We start from the raw sequence: 15,950 nt of genomic DNA, 5'->3' as shown, positions 1-15,950 counted from the left end.
GCAGCGGTGGTCAGACCGCGGTGAGCTCGGCGGTGCCCAGCCGGGACGTCGGGAGGGCCGTGGTCGCGCGGAGTCGCCGGGCCACGGCCCGCAGGTCCAGGTCGGGCAGCAGCCGGGTCTCCTCGCCCACCCGCACGAGGGGCGCCGACTGCAAGGTGGCACCCCGGTCGCCGCGGACGGCCTGGTCGGCGTCGGTCCAGGTCAGCGGGGAGATGCTGCGCAGGGCGTCGACCGCGAACGCCACCACCTCGTCGTCCATCTCCACCAGCAGCAGGCAGGTCGACGGGCCGACCTCCCGCTGCTCGCGGCCGAGCAGGGTGGACAGGCACAGCACCGGCACCACGGCCCGCCGGTGGGTGACCAGCCCGAGCAGGCCGGGCACCGACGTCCGGGTGAGCGAGTCGGGGAACGGCAGGATCTCGCTGACCTGCTCCAGCGGCGTGGCGATGTCCAGGCCGATCGAGTAGGTCAGGTAGGACGGCGCCCCGCCCGCCGCGGCGGCCGCCGCCGACAGCGCCGGGTCCTCGTCGCTGCGGGTGGCCTCCAGCGCGGTGTTGACCGCCGCGAAGCCGGACAGCTGCGGGTCGGTCAGCATCGTCCCGCCGTCCAGCACCAGGCAGTCACCGACGCCGTCGACCTCCACCATCCCGGCCAGCAGGTCCGGCCGCGGCAGGGCGAACGACGGGGTGGGCAGAACGTCGTCCGGGCCGACGTGGGCCAGCTCCAGCAGCTCGCTCAGCGCCAGCACCACGTAGCCGTGCCCGAGGTCCAGCACCAGGCCGGCCCCGGTGTCCGCGCGCGGCAGCTCGCCCAGGCCCAGCAGGACCAGCGGGTCGACGACCGGCACCTCCCGGTCGGCGTAGACCACCGTGCCCGGGCACATCCGGCTGGTCAGCACCGAGGTGCGCAGATCCGGCGTGGGGATGGTGGTGTGCACGTGCGCGGCGTCGATCGCCAGCTGGTACCCCCCGCAGCGCAGCACGGTCAGGGTGTGCCGGCCGGCCGGCTGCCCGCCGGACCCCACCGGCGCGGCATCCCGGGTGACGTCGGTGACGGTGGGCACGCCGGGCAGCGCCAGCACCGCCGCGGCGTCCAGCACGCTGTACGCCCGGCCGGTCTCGGGGTGCCGGAAGGTGTGCGAGAACAGCAGCCCACCGCCGTGCGCGTGCGCGGCCACCAGGGTGTCGGTGGCGACCTCGCAGATGCCCTGCACCTGGTCGGCCAGCAGCCCGAGCACCCGGTCACCCGAGGCCACCACCACGACCACCTGGTCCGCGCGTCGTTCCTCGGGGCGCCCGGTCACGGCCTGCAGGTCCAGCACCGGCAGGACCAGCCGGCGCAGCTCGATCGCGCCGAGCAGGCCGGGGGCCGCCGCGGGCAGTCCGGCCAGCTCGGCCGGGCACGGCACGACCTCCCGCAGCGCGGACAGCGGCAGGGCGACGTCCATCCCGGCCAGCCGCAGCAGGCCGTGGACGACGTCCCCGCCGGGGCCCGCGGCGCGGTCGGGTGCCAGGTCACCCGGCGCGTTGCTCACGACGGTCAGTCCGCGGCGGCGAGCTGGGCGATGAGCTCGTCGACCTGGCGGGACGCCTCCTGCTGCTGCTGCGTGGACTCGGAGATGCTGAGGATCGTCTCGTTGGTGCGGGTGACGCTGCTGACGATCCGCTCGAAGGCGTTCTCCGCCCGCTTGGACACCTCCGAGCCCTGGGCGACCCGCTCGGCGGACTCCTCGATGAGCTTGCCGATCTGCTGGGAGGCGGTGAACGAGCGCTCGGCGAGCTTGCGCACCTCACCGGCGACGATGGAGAAGCCGACGCCGTGCTCACCGGCCCGGGCGGCCTCGATCGAGGCGTTGAAGGCCAGCAGGTTCGTCTGGTTGGCGATCTCGCCCATGACCCGGACGATCTCGGTGATCGAGTTCGACGACTTCTGGATCAGCGCGATCGCCTCCAGCGATGCGCGCAGCGCCTCCACGCCCTGCCGGGCGTTGTCCTGGGTCTCGGCAGCGAGCCCGGTGGCGGTCTGCGAGCTGCGGGCGATGTCCTCGATCGACGCCGACAGGTGCCGCACCGACGCGGTCATGTCCTGGGTGCCCGAGGCGATCCGCCGCTCCCGCTCTACCTCGGCGGTGACGTCGTAGGCGAACTTGACCACCTTGAACGGCTGGCCGGTCAGGTCGAGGATCGGGTTGTAGGTGGCCTGGATGTGCACGTCGCGGCCGTACTTGCCCTTGCGGTGGAACCGGCCGGCCAGCACCTCGCCGGCACCCAGCCGCAGCCAGAAGTCCCGGTACTCCGGCGAGCGGATGTACTCGTCGTCGCAGAACTCGCTGTGGTGGTGGCCGATGATCTCCCGCCGCGAGTAGCCCATGGTGCGCAGGAAGTTGTCGTTGGCGGTGAGGACGTTGCCGTCCAGGTCGAACTCGATCACGGCCTGGGCGCGGTCCACCGCGTTCACCCGCGCCTCGATCTCCGCGCTGCGCAGCTTGGCCGCGGTGACGTCGCTGGCGAACTTGACCACCTTGAACGGCCGGCCCAGGTCGTCCAGGATCGGGTTGTACGTCGCCTGGATCCAGACGTCGCGACCGCTCTGGTGGATCCGCCGGTACTCCCCGGTGTGGAAGTCCCCGCTGCCCAGCTTCTCCCAGAAGTCCCGGTACTCCTGGGTGGTCGTGTAGACGGGGTCGCAGAAGACGCGGTGGTGCTTGCCCTTCACCTCCGACAGCGTGTAGCCCAGGGCGTCGAGGAAGTTCTGGTTGGCGGTGATGATCGTGCCGTCGAGGTTGAACTCGATCACCGCCTGGGCGCGCTCGATCGCCGCCACCTTGCCGGTGAACTCGGCGTTCTGCAGCTTCGTCCGGGTGACGTCGGTGGCGAACTCGACCACCTTCACCACCCGGCCGGAGTCGTCGAGGATCGGGTTGTAGGTGGCCTGCAGCCACACCTCGCGCCCGTCCTTGTCCCGGCGTTTGAACTCCCCGCTCTCGTGGTGGCCCTGCCCGAGGCGCTGCCAGAACTCCGCGTACTCGGCGGAGGCGGCGTAGGAGGGCTCGCAGAACAGCCGGTGGTGCTTGCCGCGGATCTCGGCGAGCGGCCAGCCCATCGTGTCGGTGAAGTTCTGGTTGGCCGTCAGCACCCGGCCGGTCAGGTCGAACTCGACGACCGCCTGGGCCCGCTCGATCGCCGCCACCTTGCCGCGCGCCTCGGCGCCGGCGAACTTGGCCTCGGTGATGTCGCTGGCGAACTTCACGATCTTGATGGGCTTGCCGGCGTCGTCGAGGATCGGGTTGTAGGTGGCCTGCAGCCAGATCTCGCGCCCGTCCTTGGCCAGGCGCTTGAACTCCCCGGACTCGTAGCCGCCGCTGCCCAGCCGGGCCCAGAACTCCTCGTACTCCGCGCTGCTGGCCAGCGTGGGCTCGCAGAACATCCGGTGGTGCTTGCCCTGGATCTCGTGCAGGGCGTAGCCCATCGTCGCCAGGAAGTTCGGGTTCGCGCTGAGCACGGTGCCGTCGGTCTTGAACTCGATCACCGCCTGGGCCCGGTCGATCGCGGCGACCTTGCCGCGGGACTCGGCGTCGGCCAACCGCGCGACGGTGATGTCGCTGGCGAACTTGACCACCTTGAGCGGGTGACCCTCGTCGTCCAGGATCGGGTTGTAGGTGGCCTGCAGCCAGACCTCGCGGCCGCCCTTGGCCAGCCGCTTGTAGACCCCGCCCTCGAACTGCCCCGAGGCCAGCCGCTGCCAGAAGTCGGCGTACTCGGCGCCGGCGGCCGTGCTCGGCTCGACGAACATGCGGTGGTGCTTGCCGCGCACCTCGGCCAGCGTGTAGCCCATCGCGTCCAGGAAGTTCGAGTTGGCGGTGAGCACGGTGCCGTCCAGGGCGAACTCGATGACCGCCTGCGACCGGTCGAGGGCGACGGCCTGGTTCTGCCGTTCGAGCGCGGCGACCTTCCCCTCGGTGATGTCGGTGGCCAGCACGACGACCTTCGCCGGCCGGCCGGAGGCATCCGGGATGGGGATGTAGGAGCCGCGCAGCCACACCTCACGGCCGCCCTTGGCCAGCCGCTTGACGACCACCCCCGCGTCGACGTCCCCGGCGGCCATCCGCTCCCAGAACGCGGCGTACTCGGCCGACGCGGCGTGGGCGGGGTCGCAGACCTTCCGGTGGTGCTGCCCGACCAGCTCGTCGGCGGAGTACCCCATGATGTCCAGGTAGTGCTGGTTGGCCGTCAGCACGGTCCCGTCGAGCCCGAGCTCGACCATCGCGGACGAGTCCCGCATCGCCTCGGCGATCCTGCACAGCTCGCGCAGGTGGTCGGTCGCGGCGGGGTCCTTGCCGGTGGGGTTGGGCATGCGCGGGGCACCTCGATGGCTCGTGGACGTTCCGGTGGGACGCAGTGAGTCTCGGTCGCAGCGGCACCGACCTTCAGCGGACGGCGTCGTCCATCACGTGGTCGTCCCATCCGTCGCACCGGCCCCACCCGGCCCGCGCCGTCCGCAGGGGGCCGCCCGCGCCACGACGACGGCCGGCACGTCACCACCGGGCGGGCGGTGACGTGCCGGCAGGGCACCGGGGACGGGCCGGTGGGCGGGCTCAGACGGTGAACCGGCGGACGGCGTCCTGGAGCTCGTCGCTCATCCGGGCCAGGTCCGCCGCCGAGCGCTGGGCCTCGGCCACGCCCTCGTTGGTCTGCTGCGTGCCCGCGGCGAGCCCGGAGATCGCGGTGGCGATGCTCCGCGAGCTGCTGGCGGCCTCGGCCACGTTGCGGTTCATCTCGTTGGTGGTGGCGGTCTGCTCCTCCACGGCGGCGGCGATGGTGGCCTGGTAGTCGTTGATCTGGCCGATCACCGAGCTGATCTCCTCGATGGCCGCGACCGCGCCGGCGGTGTCGCCCTGGATGGCCTCGACCCGCTTGGAGATGTCCTCGGTCGCCCGCGCCGTCTCCTGCGCCAGCTCCTTCACCTCGCTGGCCACCACCGCGAAGCCCTTGCCGGCCTCACCGGCCCGGGCGGCCTCGATCGTGGCGTTGAGCGCCAGCAGGTTGGTCTGCTCGGCGATCCCGTTGATCAGCTTGACCACGGTGGCGATCTCCTGGGAGGAGTCGCCCAGCTTGCCGACGGTGCGGGTGGTGTTCTCCGCGACGGCCACGGCCTGACCGGCCACCCGCGACGCCTCGCTGGCGTTCTGCGAGATCTCCCGGATCGCCGCCTCCATCTGCTGCGACCCCGTCGACACCGTGTCCACGCTGGAGGCGACCTCACCGGCCGAGGCGACGACCACGTCGGCCTGACCGGTGGCGGTGCGCGCGCTCTCGGCATGCCGGCCGCCCCGGCGTTCAGGGCCTGGGAGGCCCCGGCCAGCCGGCCGGCGGACTCGTTCACCAGCGTGAGGACGCCGCTGAGGGAGTCCAGGGTGCTGTCCAGCGACCGGGCGACCTCGCCGAGCTCCGCGCCACCGGTCTCCCCGGCGCGCACGCTCAGGTCGCCGCCGGCCACCTGGTCGAGCACCTCACGGACCCGCTGCACCGGCCGCATCACCGAGCGGACGACGAGCAGCGCGAGCACCACCGAGACCAGCAGGCCCACCGCGATGATCGCGAGGGTGAGGGTGCGGGCAGCGGTGTAGGCCGCACGCGCCTCCACGGCCGTCGCGGCGGCGTCGGTGGCCGCCGCGTCGGTGGCGGTCACCAGCGCCGCAGAGATGGCGGCCTCGGTGTCGTTCATCTGGGCGATGAGGCCCAGGGTCTGCTCGGGCGTCCGGGTGCCCTGCCCGGCGGAGAGCTGCTGGAGCAGCCCGAGGTACTGCTGCGACGCCGCGGCGAACTGCTCGTAGCCGGCCCGGGCCTCGTCGGACAGCGGCAGGTCGCCGGCAGCCTCGGTCGCCTCGGTCAGCACCTGCAGGCTCGCGGTCGAGGCCTGGGCGAACGCGGCTCGCGTCTCGGCGGGGAGCTCGGAGATGCTCGCCCGGGCGTTGGTCGCGGAGAACTGCCACCACCCGGCCTGCAGCTGCCGCAGCGCGTCCAGTGGCACCGCGCCCTCGGCGTGCACCTGCTCGGCCTTGTCGCTGAGCACCGCCATGCGCTGGATGCCGACCAGACCGACGGTCAGCGTGGTGACCGCGACCAGGCCGATGGCGACGAGCAGCCGCCCGCAGCCCCACCCGCGAGGCGATCGAGGCGACCCCGCGCCCTGCTCCCGACTCGTCCTGCGGCTCGTCCCGTGCTCCGACGTCCATCTGTGCCTCTCCGCCCGAGGGCTCGCTGCTGCGGCCCGCTCGCCGTTCTCATCGGCAGTCCGACCGGTCGGTCGAGTGCAACGGGCCGGAGACGCCGACGACAGGACGCCGGCCACCGCGCGAGCGGTGACCGGCGTCCGGGGAGGCTGGGTGGGTCAGACGGTGAAGCGGCTGACCGCCTCCTGCAGCTCGTCGCTCATCCGGGAGAGCTCGGCCGCGGACTGCTGCGCCTCCGCGACCCGCTGGTTGGTCTCGGCCGTGCCCGCCGCCAGGCCGGTGATGGCCGTGGCGATGCTGCGCGAGCTGCCCGCCGCCTCGACGACGTTGCGGTTCATCTCGTTGGTGGTGGCGGTCTGCTCCTCGACCGCCGCGGCGATGGTGGCCTGGAAGTCGTTGATCTCACCGATGACCGCGCTGATCTGGCCGATCGCCTCGACCGCGCCGGCGGTGTCGCCCTGGATGGCCTCGACCCGCTTGGAGATGTCCTCGGTCGCCCGCGCCGTCTCCTGCGCCAGCTCCTTCACCTCACTGGCCACCACCGCGAAGCCCTTGCCCGCCTCACCCGCCCGCGCCGCCTCGATCGTGGCGTTGAGCGCCAGCAGGTTCGTCTGCTCCGCGATCCCGTTGATCAGCTTCACCACCGTGGCGATCTCGGCCGAGGACTCCCCCAGCTTGCCGACCGTGCGCGTCGTGTTCTCCGCGACGTTCACCGCCTGACCCGCCACCCGCGAGGCCTCGCTGGCGTTCTGGCTGATCTCCCGGATCGCCGCCTCCATCTGCTGCGACCCCGTCGACACCGTGTCCACGCTCGAGGCCACCTCCCCGGCCGAGGCCACGACCACGTCGGCCTGACCGGCGGCGGTGCGCGCGTTGTCCGCCATCGACTGCGCGCCGGCGCTGAGCTGGCTCGACGCGCTGGCCAGCCGGCCGGCCGAGTCGTTGACCAGGGTCAGCACCCCACCCAGGGCGTCCAGCGTCTCGTCCAGGGACTCCGCGACCAGCTCCAGCTCGGCGCCGCCGGTCCGGCCGGCGCGCACCCGCAGGTCACCGCCGGCGACCTTCTCCAGGGTCTCCCGGATCCGCTGCACCGGGCGGGTGACGCTGCGGGCCATCACGACGGCCATCGCGACGGAGACGGCCAGGCCGATGGCCACGCCGGCGATGGTCAGCAGGCGGGCGCTGGCGTAGGCGTCGCGGGCCTCCTGCACGGTGGCCTCGGTGGCGGCGATCTGCGCGTCGGTGGCCACGTTGAGCGCGGTGACGGCGTCCTCCTCGGCCTGGATGAGGGTCGGCAGCACCGAGAAGACGTCCCCGCCCGCGGCGCCGATCTCGGCCATCTGGGCGCTGGTGTCGTCGTAGAGCGCGATCGCTCCCTGGAAGTCCTGGAAGGCGGCCTCGGTGGCCGGCTCGAGCGTCGTCTCGTCCAGGCCCGCCCGGAGACCGTCGAGCGTCCCGCGGATCGCCACCGACTGCTCCTGCAGCGACTGGACGATGTCCGGCCCGAGGCCGGGGCTCTGGCTCCGCGAGGTGGCGGCCTGCATCTCCCAGTAGGTCGAGCGCAGCAGCAGGATGTCCCGCAGCGGGACGGCCCCGTCCTCGTAGACGGCCTCGGCCTGGTGGCTGAGCTCGCTCATCCGCGTGACGCCGATGGCGCCCACGATCAGCGTGATCAGAGCGACCACGAGGAACGCCACCAGCAGCCGGGCCTGCAGGCCCATCCGCTGGACGAGCCCGGTGGCCCGGGAGGAGCCGGGGGGCTCGGTGTGGTCGGTGCCCTGGACGTCGATCATGAAGAGCCTCTCGCGCGGTCGGGCGCACCCGAGCGCCCTGCTGACCGTGAGATCGGCAGTGCACGACCGGACCTGCAGCGCAGCGAGGTTCCGGAACCGGAAAGTCCCCAGAACGGGTCGGTCCGAGGTCAGACCCGGAGCGTCGCCAGGAAGGCCGCCACCCCGTCGTCGTCGTTCGAGCCGGTCACCGCGGTCGCCGCGGCGAGCACGTCGGGGTGTGCGTGCGCCGTCGCGACCGCCTGCCCGCCGCCCTCGCGCACCCAGTCGAAGGCGGCCAGGTCGTTGGGCATGTCCCCGAAGTACACGACGTCGGCCGGCGCGAGTCCCCGCTCCGCCGCCAGCCGGGCCAGGCCGGTGGCCTTGGTGACCCCGCGCGCGGAGATCTCGGCCATCGCGTCGGAGGAGGAGGTGGTCACCGTCGCGGTGTCCCCCACCACCTCGGCGACCAGGGCGACGAACTCGTCGCGGGACAGCCGCTCGTGCCGGGCCAGCAGCTTGGCCACCGGCTGGGCGACCATCTCTTCGAGGGTCGCCTCCGCGACGCCGGGCGCGTCCTTGTCCCAGCGCGGCCGGTAGATCGGCTCGTGCCGGAACTGGTCGCCGTACTCGACGGCGAACCAGGTGTCCGGCTGCCGGCGGCGCAGCTGCGCGGTGACCTCCCGCAGCACCTCGGGCTGCACCGGGTGCTCCTCGAGCACCCGGAACGGCCCCAGCTCGAGCAGGACCGCGCCGTTGCAGCAGATCGCCGTGCCACCGCCCAGCCGCTCCCGGACGCCGAGCATCCAGCGTGGCGGGCGCCCGGTGGCGATCACCAGCGGCACCCCGGCGTCGGCCCAGTGGCGAAGCTCGGCGAGGCTGGCGTCGCTGATCGTCTCGTCGCTGCGCAGCAGCGTGCCGTCCAGGTCGCTGACGATGAGCTTGGGGCGCCAGTCAGACATCGGTGCCCTCCAGGGCGAGCAGTGCCTCGAGGTAGCGGGCGACGCCGTCGGCGTCGTGGCCGCTGGTGCGGTCACCGGCGGCGGCCCGGACGGCGGGGTGGGCGTTGGCCATGGCGACCGCCCGGCCGCCGCCGGCGGTGACCGCCTCGAACATCGGCAGGTCGTTGGGCATGTCGCCGAACACCAGCACGTCGCCGAACCCGACCCCGAGCGCGTCGAGGACGACGGCCAGCCCGGTGGCCTTGGTGACCCCCGGCGGGAGGACCTCGATGAAGCCCAGCCCGGCATGCGTCAGCTCGGCGTCGGCCGGGTCGACCACCGACCGGGCCAGCGCGACCAGCTGGTCCTCGCCCAGCCGCGGGGAGCGCAGGAAGACCTTGAGCACCGCCCCGACCGGCAGCACCTCGTGCCGGGGCAGCAGGTGCGCCGGCTCCGGGTAGGGCCAGTCGAAGCCGTGCTGCACCCGCAGCGGCTGCAGCGCCTCGGCCTGCTCGGCGGCGTCCTCCACGGCCACGATGAGCTCGCCGGCGACGTCCTCGATCGCAGCGATCACCGCGGTGGCGACCTCGCGGGTCATCCCGACGGTGCGCAGCACCTCGTCCCGCTCGCCGCCGGTGCCGAACCGGACGACGTAGCCGCCCTGGGCGAGGACGGCGATGCCCTGCCCGGCCATGGCCGCGCGGACGCTCTCCAGCAGCCGCGGCCCGCGCCCGGTCGCGCCGACCACCGGGATGCCCGCGGCGCGGCAGGCGGCGATCGCGGTGGCGGTGCGGGCGCTGACCTCACCCGCCGAGTCGAGCAGCGTGCCGTCCATGTCGCTGACCACCAGCCGAGGCCGCCAGCTGCCCAGCCGGGCCCCGAGGTCGCCGAGGTCGACCAGCTCCTGGGCGCGACCGGCCGCGGCCGGCGCGGTGAGGCCGCCGCCGCCCGGCTGGTCTCCGGTCATGCGGGGAGCCCCGGCCCGGCGACCGCCGCCAGGGACATGCCCGGGGTGAGCACCTCGTGCCCGCCCAGCCAGGGGCGCAGCGCCGCCGGCACGTGCACCGAGCCGTCGGCCTGCTGGTGCACCTCGAGCAGGCAGGCGATGGTGCGGGCGATCGCGCACAGGGTGCCGTTGAGGGTCGCCGCGGGCTGGGGCTTCCCGTCGGCGTCCCGGTGCCGGATCTGCAGCCGGCGGGACTGGAAGGTGGTGCAGTCCGAGGTGCTGGTCAGCTCGCGATACGCGCCCTGGCTGGGGAACCAGGCCTCGATGTCGAACTTGCGGGCGGCGCTGGTGCCCAGGTCGCCGGCGGCGATGTCGACCACCCGGTAGGGCAGCTCCAGCAGCTGGAGGAACTCCTCCTCCCACTGCAGCAGCCGGCGGTGCTCGGCCTCGGCGTCCTCGGGGGCGCAGAAGCTGAACATCTCGACCTTGTCGAACCAGTGCACCCGGATGATGCCGCGGGTGTCCTTGCCGTAGGAGCCGGCCTCGCGACGGAAGCAGGACGACCAGCCGGCGTAGCGCTTCGGCCCGGCGGAGAGGTCGAGCACCTCCTTGCTGTGCATCCCGGCCAGCGCCACCTCCGACGTCCCGACGAGGTAGAGGTCGTCGCGCTCGACCCGGTAGATCTCCTCGTCGTGCTCGCCGGTGAAACCGGTGCCCTCCATCGCCTCGGGCTTGACCAGCGCCGGGGCGATCACCGGGATGAAGCCGGCGGCCACCGCGCGGGTGATCGCCAGCTGGGCGAGGGCGAACTCCAGCAGCGCGCCCGGGCCGGTGAGGAAGTAGAAGCGGGCGCCGGAGACCTTCGCGCCGCGCTCCATGTCGATCGCACCGAGCGCCTCGCCGATCTGCAGGTGGTCGCGCACCTCGAAGTCGTAGGCGGGCACCTCACCGACGGTGCGGATCTCGACCGCGTCGTCCTCACCGCCCGGCGGGACGTCGGGGTGCACGACGTTGGGGATGCGCAGGTGCGCCTGGCGCAGCACGTCGTCGGCGGCCCGTTCGGCCTCCTCGGCCTCCTTGACCCCGGCGGCCAGCGCCTTGGCCCTCTCCAGGACCGCCGGGCGCTCCTCCTTGGAGGCACCGCGGACGGCGAGTGAGGCGGCCTTCTGCTCCCCGCGCAGGTCGTCGGCGGCCTTGACCGCGGCCCGGCGCTCGGCGTCGGCGGAGAGCAGGGCGTCGACCAGGGACTCGTCGGCTCCCCGGGCACGCTGGCTGGCGCGGACGAGGTCAGGGTTCTCGCGGACGAGGCGCAGGTCGATCACGAGGTGATCGTAGGTGGCCCGGCCCGCTGCTCCCGGCCCGCGCCCGACGTCACCGTCCCCGGGCCGCGACGTCGGCCACGCACCCCTCGCCCCGATGTCGACCGCCCGGGTCAACCCGCGCCGGCTGACGTTGAGCCGCGCCAGGACGTGGCTCGACGTCAGGGCAGGTGGCTCGACGTCGAGGCCGGCGGCTCACGTCCAGGCGGAAAGGTCCACGTCGGAGCGGCTGGACGTCGGGCGGGCGACGGGATCCCCCGGCCGTCGCCGGTCCTGGGACACTGGGGGCATGCGGTTCCTCGGTGACGCCCGTCCGGCCCACGACCTCACCTACAGCGACGTGTTCATGGTGCCGGCGCACTCGACCGTCGGCTCCCGGTTGGAGGTCGACCTGACCACCCCCGACCGGGTGGGCACGACCATCCCGATCGTGGTCGCCAACATGACGGCCATCTCCGGACGGCGGATGGCCGAGACCGTGGCCCGCCGCGGTGGTCTGGCCGTGCTGCCGCAGGACATCCCGGTCGACGTGGTCACCGAGGTGGTCGACTGGGTGAAGCACCGCCACCCCGTCTACGACACCCCGATCACCCTCTCCCCGACCTCCACCGTGGGCGAGGCGCTGTCGCTGCTGACCAAGCGGGCGCACGGCATCGTCGTGGTGGTCGAGGGCGGGGCGCCGGTCGGCGTGGTCACCGACGGCCAGTGCCAGGGCGTGGACCGGTTCACCCAGCTGTCCGAGGTGATGACCCGCGACCCGCTGACCATCCCGGCCGGCACCGACCTGCCGAAGGTCTTCGACGTGCTCTCCGGCGAGCGGATCAGCGCTGCACCCGTGGTGGACGGCGACCGGCTGGTCGGTGTCGTCACCCGCAAGGGCGCGCTGCGCTCGGCGATCTACACCCCGGCGACCGGGCCCGAGGGCCACCTGCTCACCTCTGCCGCGGTCGGCATCAACGGCGACGTCGCCGGCAAGGCGAGCGCCCTGCTGGCCGCCGGGGTCGACGTGCTCGTCGTGGACACCGCGCACGGGCACCAGGAGAAGGCGATCGAGGCGGTCGCCGCGGTGCGCTCGGTGGCCGGCAGCACCCCGGTCGTGGCCGGCAACGTGGTCACCGCGCAGGGCACCCGCGACCTGATCGCCGCCGGCGCGGACGTCGTCAAGGTCGGCGTCGGACCGGGCGCCATGTGCACCACCCGGATGATGACCGGCGTCGGCCGCCCGCAGTTCTCCGCGGTCGAGGAGTGCGCCGCGGCCGCCCGCGAGCTCGGCAAGCACGTGTGGGCCGACGGCGGCGTCAAGCACCCCCGCGACGTGGCACTGGCACTGGCCGCGGGGGCGGCGAACGTGATGGTCGGCTCCTGGTTCGCCGGCACCTACGAGAGCGCCGGCGACCTCAGCGAGGACGGCACCGGCCGGCAGTACAAGGAGAGCTTCGGGATGGCCTCGGCCCGCGCGGTCAAGGCCCGGACGTCGTCCCAGTCCGGCTTCGACCGGGCCCGCGCCGGCCTGTTCGAGGAGGGGATCAGCTCCTCGCGGATGTACCTGGACCCGGCCCGCCCCGGCGTCGAGGACCTGATCGACCAGATCGTGGCCGGCGTCCGCTCCTCGGCCACCTACGCCGGCGCCCGCACCGTCGAGGAGTTCCACGAGCGCGCGGTGCTGGGGGTGCAGAGCGCGGCCGGCTACGAGGAGGGCCGCCCGCAGCCGACCAGCTGGTGACGCTGCACTGATGGACGCGATCCCGCTGCCCCGCTTCGAGGAGCTGGTCGCCGACGCGCTCGACGAGGTGCCGGCCCAGCTCATGGACCTGCTGGACAACGTCGTCGTCCTGGTGGAGGACCGCCACCCCGACGAGCCGGACCTGCTCGGCATCTACGAGGGGTACGCCCTCACCGAGCGGGGCGCGGACTACGGCGGTACCCTCCCCGACCGGATCATGATCTACCGCGAGGCGATCTGTGACGTCTGCAAGGACGAGGACGAGGTGGCCGAGGAGGTCGCGATCACCGTCGTCCACGAGATCGCGCACCACTTCGGCATCGAGGAGGAGAGGCTCCACGCCCTCGGCTGGGGCTGACACCCGCGCTTTCGCGCGATCAAGCACCCGCGCTTCCGCGCGATCAAGCACCCGCGCTTCCGCGCGATCAAGCACCCGCGCTTCCGCGCGATCAAGCACCCGCGCTCTCGCGCGATCAAGCACCCGCGCTCTCGCGCGATCAAGCACCCGCGCTCTCGCGCGATCAAGCACCCGCGCTCTCGCGCGATCAAGCACCCGATCCGGCCGGCGGGTAGCGTTGGCGGGCGTGCCTGAGGACGTCGCCCGGAGCGGCTCGCTGCCGATCAAGATGCTGCACGACCGACTGCTGGTCTCCCTCCGCAAGGAGGACGGTGACCGCCGGTCCAGCGGCGGCATCCTGATCCCGGCCACCGCCCAGGTCGCCAAGCGGCTGGTGTGGGGCGAGGCGAAGGGCGTGGGCCCCAACGTGCGCCAGGTCAAGGTCGGCGACCAGGTGCTCTTCTCCCCCGAGGACCAGCACGAGGTCGAGGTGCACGGCGAGGACCTGATCATCCTGCGCGAGCGGGACGTGCACGCCGTCGCCGCCGAGCGGATCGAGGAGTCGACCGGCCTCTACCTCTAGGCGGGGATGCCCGGGATCGTCCCGCGCAGCACCGGGTCGGCGGAGACCTGTGCGAGCAGGTCGCCGGGCAGCTCGTCCTGTAATCGACCCCGCCGGCGATCAGCTCGCGGTACTGGGTGAATCTTGGCCTGCACCACGACCAGGTCGTCGCGGGGGCGACTGGGCTGCGTGGGGCATCACCGCGAGACCACGCCCGGATTCGCCTTCGCCGTCGGCCGGGGCGGCTACTAAGCTGTGCACACGAACGTCGAGATGAGGAGGTCGGATGACCTTCGGACGGTGGTTGATCGCCGCACTTCTGGTCGCCATCGCGGTCGTGGGATTGGTACTGCAGGAATGGCCAATGGTGATGGCGCTGACAGCCGGTATCCTTCTGGGCTTCGCAATCAGAGCAATCCGACGAAGCCCCCGTCCCGCGGACCCGAATTCATCTTCCGAGTGATTGCCGGAGGGCGCGCTCGACCCATGGGCCAAACCGGTCCGACTGCTCCAGCAGGCAGGCGCGCCACCCAGACGGCACCGCGCTCCTCCGTGCTGCCCTGCACACGACACAGGGGCCAGGTCCTGAGGACCTGACCCCTGCGTGCCAGCAGGTCAGTCGTTGCTTGGTCGCTGGCGCAACGACGCGCGACCGACGAGCGCGGCCACCAGCGCACCCAGCGTTAGGACCGGGAGGTACCCGAGCAAGTCACCCTCCCCTTGGACGGCGGTGAGCAGTACGAGTACCGCGGCCACAGCCCCGCCGATCACGAGGCCCTTCCGGTCACGGAACGGGGCGGCTGCCGCGGCACGGTGTTCCGGGTCCTGGTACTTCTTCGCCAAGACCACCATCCCGGCCGCCACGAGACCGATCGACCAAGCCATCATCGGTATCCCCTCACCGGCAGTAGCCGTCGCCCTGGCTGCCAGAGTACGCGGGGAAGGTGTAGTTGGACTTCACTGCGATGCACTTCCCGTCCGCGATGGCCCAAGCGGCAGCAAGGGAGATCGAGCCGGCGGACGCCACGAAGAGCACGTTGAACGGCGGCGGGGCGAACGCACCCATACCGGCAATGAACGCGGAGCTCGCGGCCACCTTCTGGGTCTCACTCTTGTTGAAGTAGACCGTTCCCGTGATGATCCCCCAGGTGTAGTGGGGATCGGCCACGACCGGGAACACCGCACCGGTCGTGTCGAACGTCTGCGTGATCTGGGACCCTGCCACGGAGTAGCTCGTGTCGAGCTGCTTGCCATTCGCGTCCACGGCCCAGGGTGCGTTGAAGCGGCCGGTGGCAACCCCGTCCCGCTGGACGACTACGCCGCCCAGCGGGTCGACCACCAGCGAAGCTCCGTCGGGCAGTTCGACGTCGTACGTGGTGCTCGTCGCCGAGCTCGCGTCGGCGAGCACGCTCATCATCCGGAACCCGTCGGGCGTGGACTGGATCGCGATTGTCTCGTCGCTGTCACCAACGACGGTGGTCCCGCCGGCCAGAGTGTCCGCTGCCCGGTCGCCGACCAGTTCAGGAGTCACCGCCACGGTGTCGGCCCCGCGCCCGGCCAGCACTGGGTCACCGGCCTCAGTTGGCAATTCCACGGCGGGGTTGTCAGCCACCACCGTCGTCCCGACGGCACCACGGACCGCGGCTGCCACATCCTCGGCGCCCGTGTCAGCCTGTGCGACCGCCGGGACCCCCCCCCACTGCCATTGCCGCCCCAACGACAACACCGGCGAGCTTTGCTCTACGCATGAAATCAGCCCTTCTCGCAGGACATCCCCTGCTATTCAACTGCGACTGCCGAGCGACTGCCGCGCACTGAAGGTAGCCATGGCCAGAGAGGCCTCACAAGCCTTCTCGTGAACTTTTCGGCCATTCTTTTCGAGCATTCGTTCATGCTTTGCGCAACCGATCTATTCAATCGCGATCGAGGCAATAGTCTGCCGACCGACCATAAACGGACGACGTCGTCCGATGCAAGAAGCAGCTCCAAGACTTCGCAAACTTCTTGTCGGGCGCTCGGATCGCCCAGCGCCGCGGTGAGGCCCGGGGGGGGGGGGGGGGGGGGGGGGGGGGGGGGGGGGGGGGGGGGGGGGGGGGGGGGGGGGGGGGGGGGGGGGGGGGG

Annotated in this window: 14 protein-coding genes; 4 read left to right on the top strand and 10 right to left on the bottom strand. The window is 72.5% G+C overall.

Annotated elements, in window-relative coordinates; genetic code table 11:
* Window positions 1–10: 10 nt before the first annotated feature.
* The 8 genes from Q1A09_RS11150 to serS form a co-directional block, all read right to left on the bottom strand.
* Window positions 11–1,534: a chemotaxis protein CheW gene (locus tag Q1A09_RS11150; protein WP_299954730.1), complete on the bottom strand. Its 1,524-nt coding sequence runs from the start codon at window positions 1,532–1,534 to the stop codon at window positions 11–13.
* Window positions 1,535–1,539: 5 nt separating this feature from the next.
* Window positions 1,540–4,353, bottom strand: coding sequence for a PAS domain S-box protein (locus Q1A09_RS11145; protein WP_299954728.1), 2,814 nt, complete (start codon window positions 4,351–4,353; stop codon window positions 1,540–1,542).
* Window positions 4,354–4,594: 241 nt separating this feature from the next.
* Window positions 4,595–5,149: a methyl-accepting chemotaxis protein gene (locus Q1A09_RS11140; protein WP_299954725.1), complete on the bottom strand. Its 555-nt coding sequence runs from the start codon at window positions 5,147–5,149 to the stop codon at window positions 4,595–4,597.
* Window positions 5,068–6,351 carry a methyl-accepting chemotaxis protein gene (locus tag Q1A09_RS11135; RefSeq protein WP_299954722.1) on the bottom strand — a complete coding sequence of 428 codons (1,284 nt, stop codon included), beginning with the start codon at window positions 6,349–6,351 and terminating at the stop codon, window positions 5,068–5,070. Before Q1A09_RS11135 ends, Q1A09_RS11140 begins: the two co-directional genes overlap by 82 nt.
* Before the next feature lie 39 nt (window positions 6,352–6,390).
* Complete coding sequence (locus Q1A09_RS11130) at window positions 6,391–8,025, bottom strand: methyl-accepting chemotaxis protein (protein WP_299954719.1); 1,635 nt, start codon at window positions 8,023–8,025, stop codon at window positions 6,391–6,393.
* Between the two features lie 128 nt (window positions 8,026–8,153).
* Window positions 8,154–8,963, bottom strand: coding sequence for an HAD family hydrolase (locus tag Q1A09_RS11125; protein WP_299954717.1), 810 nt, complete (start codon window positions 8,961–8,963; stop codon window positions 8,154–8,156).
* Window positions 8,956–9,909: an HAD family hydrolase gene (locus tag Q1A09_RS11120; RefSeq protein WP_299954714.1), complete on the bottom strand. Its 954-nt coding sequence runs from the start codon at window positions 9,907–9,909 to the stop codon at window positions 8,956–8,958. Before Q1A09_RS11120 ends, Q1A09_RS11125 begins: the two co-directional genes overlap by 8 nt.
* Complete coding sequence (serS, locus tag Q1A09_RS11115; protein WP_299954712.1) at window positions 9,906–11,210, bottom strand: serine--tRNA ligase; 1,305 nt, start codon at window positions 11,208–11,210, stop codon at window positions 9,906–9,908. Before serS ends, Q1A09_RS11120 begins: the two co-directional genes overlap by 4 nt.
* Before the next feature lie 286 nt (window positions 11,211–11,496).
* On the opposite strand from serS, the gene Q1A09_RS11110 reads away from it, so the two are divergent.
* From Q1A09_RS11110 to Q1A09_RS11095, 4 genes are all read left to right on the top strand, one after another.
* Entirely contained in the window at window positions 11,497–12,930 is a 1,434-nt protein-coding gene (locus tag Q1A09_RS11110) for a GuaB1 family IMP dehydrogenase-related protein (RefSeq protein WP_299954710.1), read from the top strand.
* A gap of 10 nt (window positions 12,931–12,940) precedes the next feature.
* Window positions 12,941–13,288 (top strand): metallopeptidase family protein, encoded by a 348-nt coding sequence (locus Q1A09_RS11105; RefSeq protein WP_299954707.1) that lies wholly within the window; start codon window positions 12,941–12,943, stop codon window positions 13,286–13,288.
* 226 nt (window positions 13,289–13,514) lie between these two features.
* Window positions 13,515–13,850, top strand: a complete 336-nt coding sequence (locus Q1A09_RS11100) for a co-chaperone GroES (RefSeq protein WP_299954705.1) — start codon at window positions 13,515–13,517, stop codon at window positions 13,848–13,850.
* Window positions 13,851–14,115: 265 nt separating this feature from the next.
* Window positions 14,116–14,292, top strand: coding sequence for a hypothetical protein (locus Q1A09_RS11095; RefSeq protein WP_299954703.1), 177 nt, complete (start codon window positions 14,116–14,118; stop codon window positions 14,290–14,292).
* 152 nt (window positions 14,293–14,444) lie between these two features.
* Here the strand turns inward: Q1A09_RS11095 and Q1A09_RS11090 are convergent, their stop codons facing one another.
* Complete coding sequence (locus Q1A09_RS11090; protein WP_299954701.1) at window positions 14,445–14,717, bottom strand: hypothetical protein; 273 nt, start codon at window positions 14,715–14,717, stop codon at window positions 14,445–14,447.
* Window positions 14,718–14,727: 10 nt separating this feature from the next.
* Window positions 14,728–15,441, bottom strand: coding sequence for a hypothetical protein (locus Q1A09_RS11085; RefSeq protein WP_299954699.1), 714 nt, complete (start codon window positions 15,439–15,441; stop codon window positions 14,728–14,730).
* Window positions 15,442–15,950: the final 509 nt, after the last annotated feature.

The organism is uncultured Modestobacter sp. (genome assembly GCF_947486615.1).
Taxonomy (GTDB): Bacteria; Actinomycetota; Actinomycetes; order Mycobacteriales; family Geodermatophilaceae; genus Modestobacter.
The sequence above is the reverse complement of the archived record's forward strand: the minus strand, read 5'-3'. Positions and strand labels throughout refer to the sequence as shown.

Bases quoted from the DNA above. Each gene is read 5' to 3' on its own strand.
- Q1A09_RS11105 (WP_299954707.1), top strand. From the start codon at position 12,941: ATGGACGCGATCCCGCTGCCCCGCTTCGAGGAGCTGGTCGCCGACGCG.
- Q1A09_RS11125 (WP_299954717.1), bottom strand. From the start codon at position 8,963: ATGTCTGACTGGCGCCCCAAGCTCATCGTCAGCGACCTGGACGGCACG.
- Q1A09_RS11095 (WP_299954703.1), top strand. From the start codon at position 14,116: ATGACCTTCGGACGGTGGTTGATCGCCGCACTTCTGGTCGCCATCGCG.
- Q1A09_RS11130 (WP_299954719.1), bottom strand. From the start codon at position 8,025: ATGATCGACGTCCAGGGCACCGACCACACCGAGCCCCCCGGCTCCTCC.
- Q1A09_RS11120 (WP_299954714.1), bottom strand. From the start codon at position 9,909: ATGACCGGAGACCAGCCGGGCGGCGGCGGCCTCACCGCGCCGGCCGCG.
- Q1A09_RS11090 (WP_299954701.1), bottom strand. From the start codon at position 14,717: ATGATGGCTTGGTCGATCGGTCTCGTGGCGGCCGGGATGGTGGTCTTG.
- Q1A09_RS11110 (WP_299954710.1), top strand. From the start codon at position 11,497: ATGCGGTTCCTCGGTGACGCCCGTCCGGCCCACGACCTCACCTACAGC.
- Q1A09_RS11145 (WP_299954728.1), bottom strand. From the start codon at position 4,353: ATGCCCAACCCCACCGGCAAGGACCCCGCCGCGACCGACCACCTGCGC.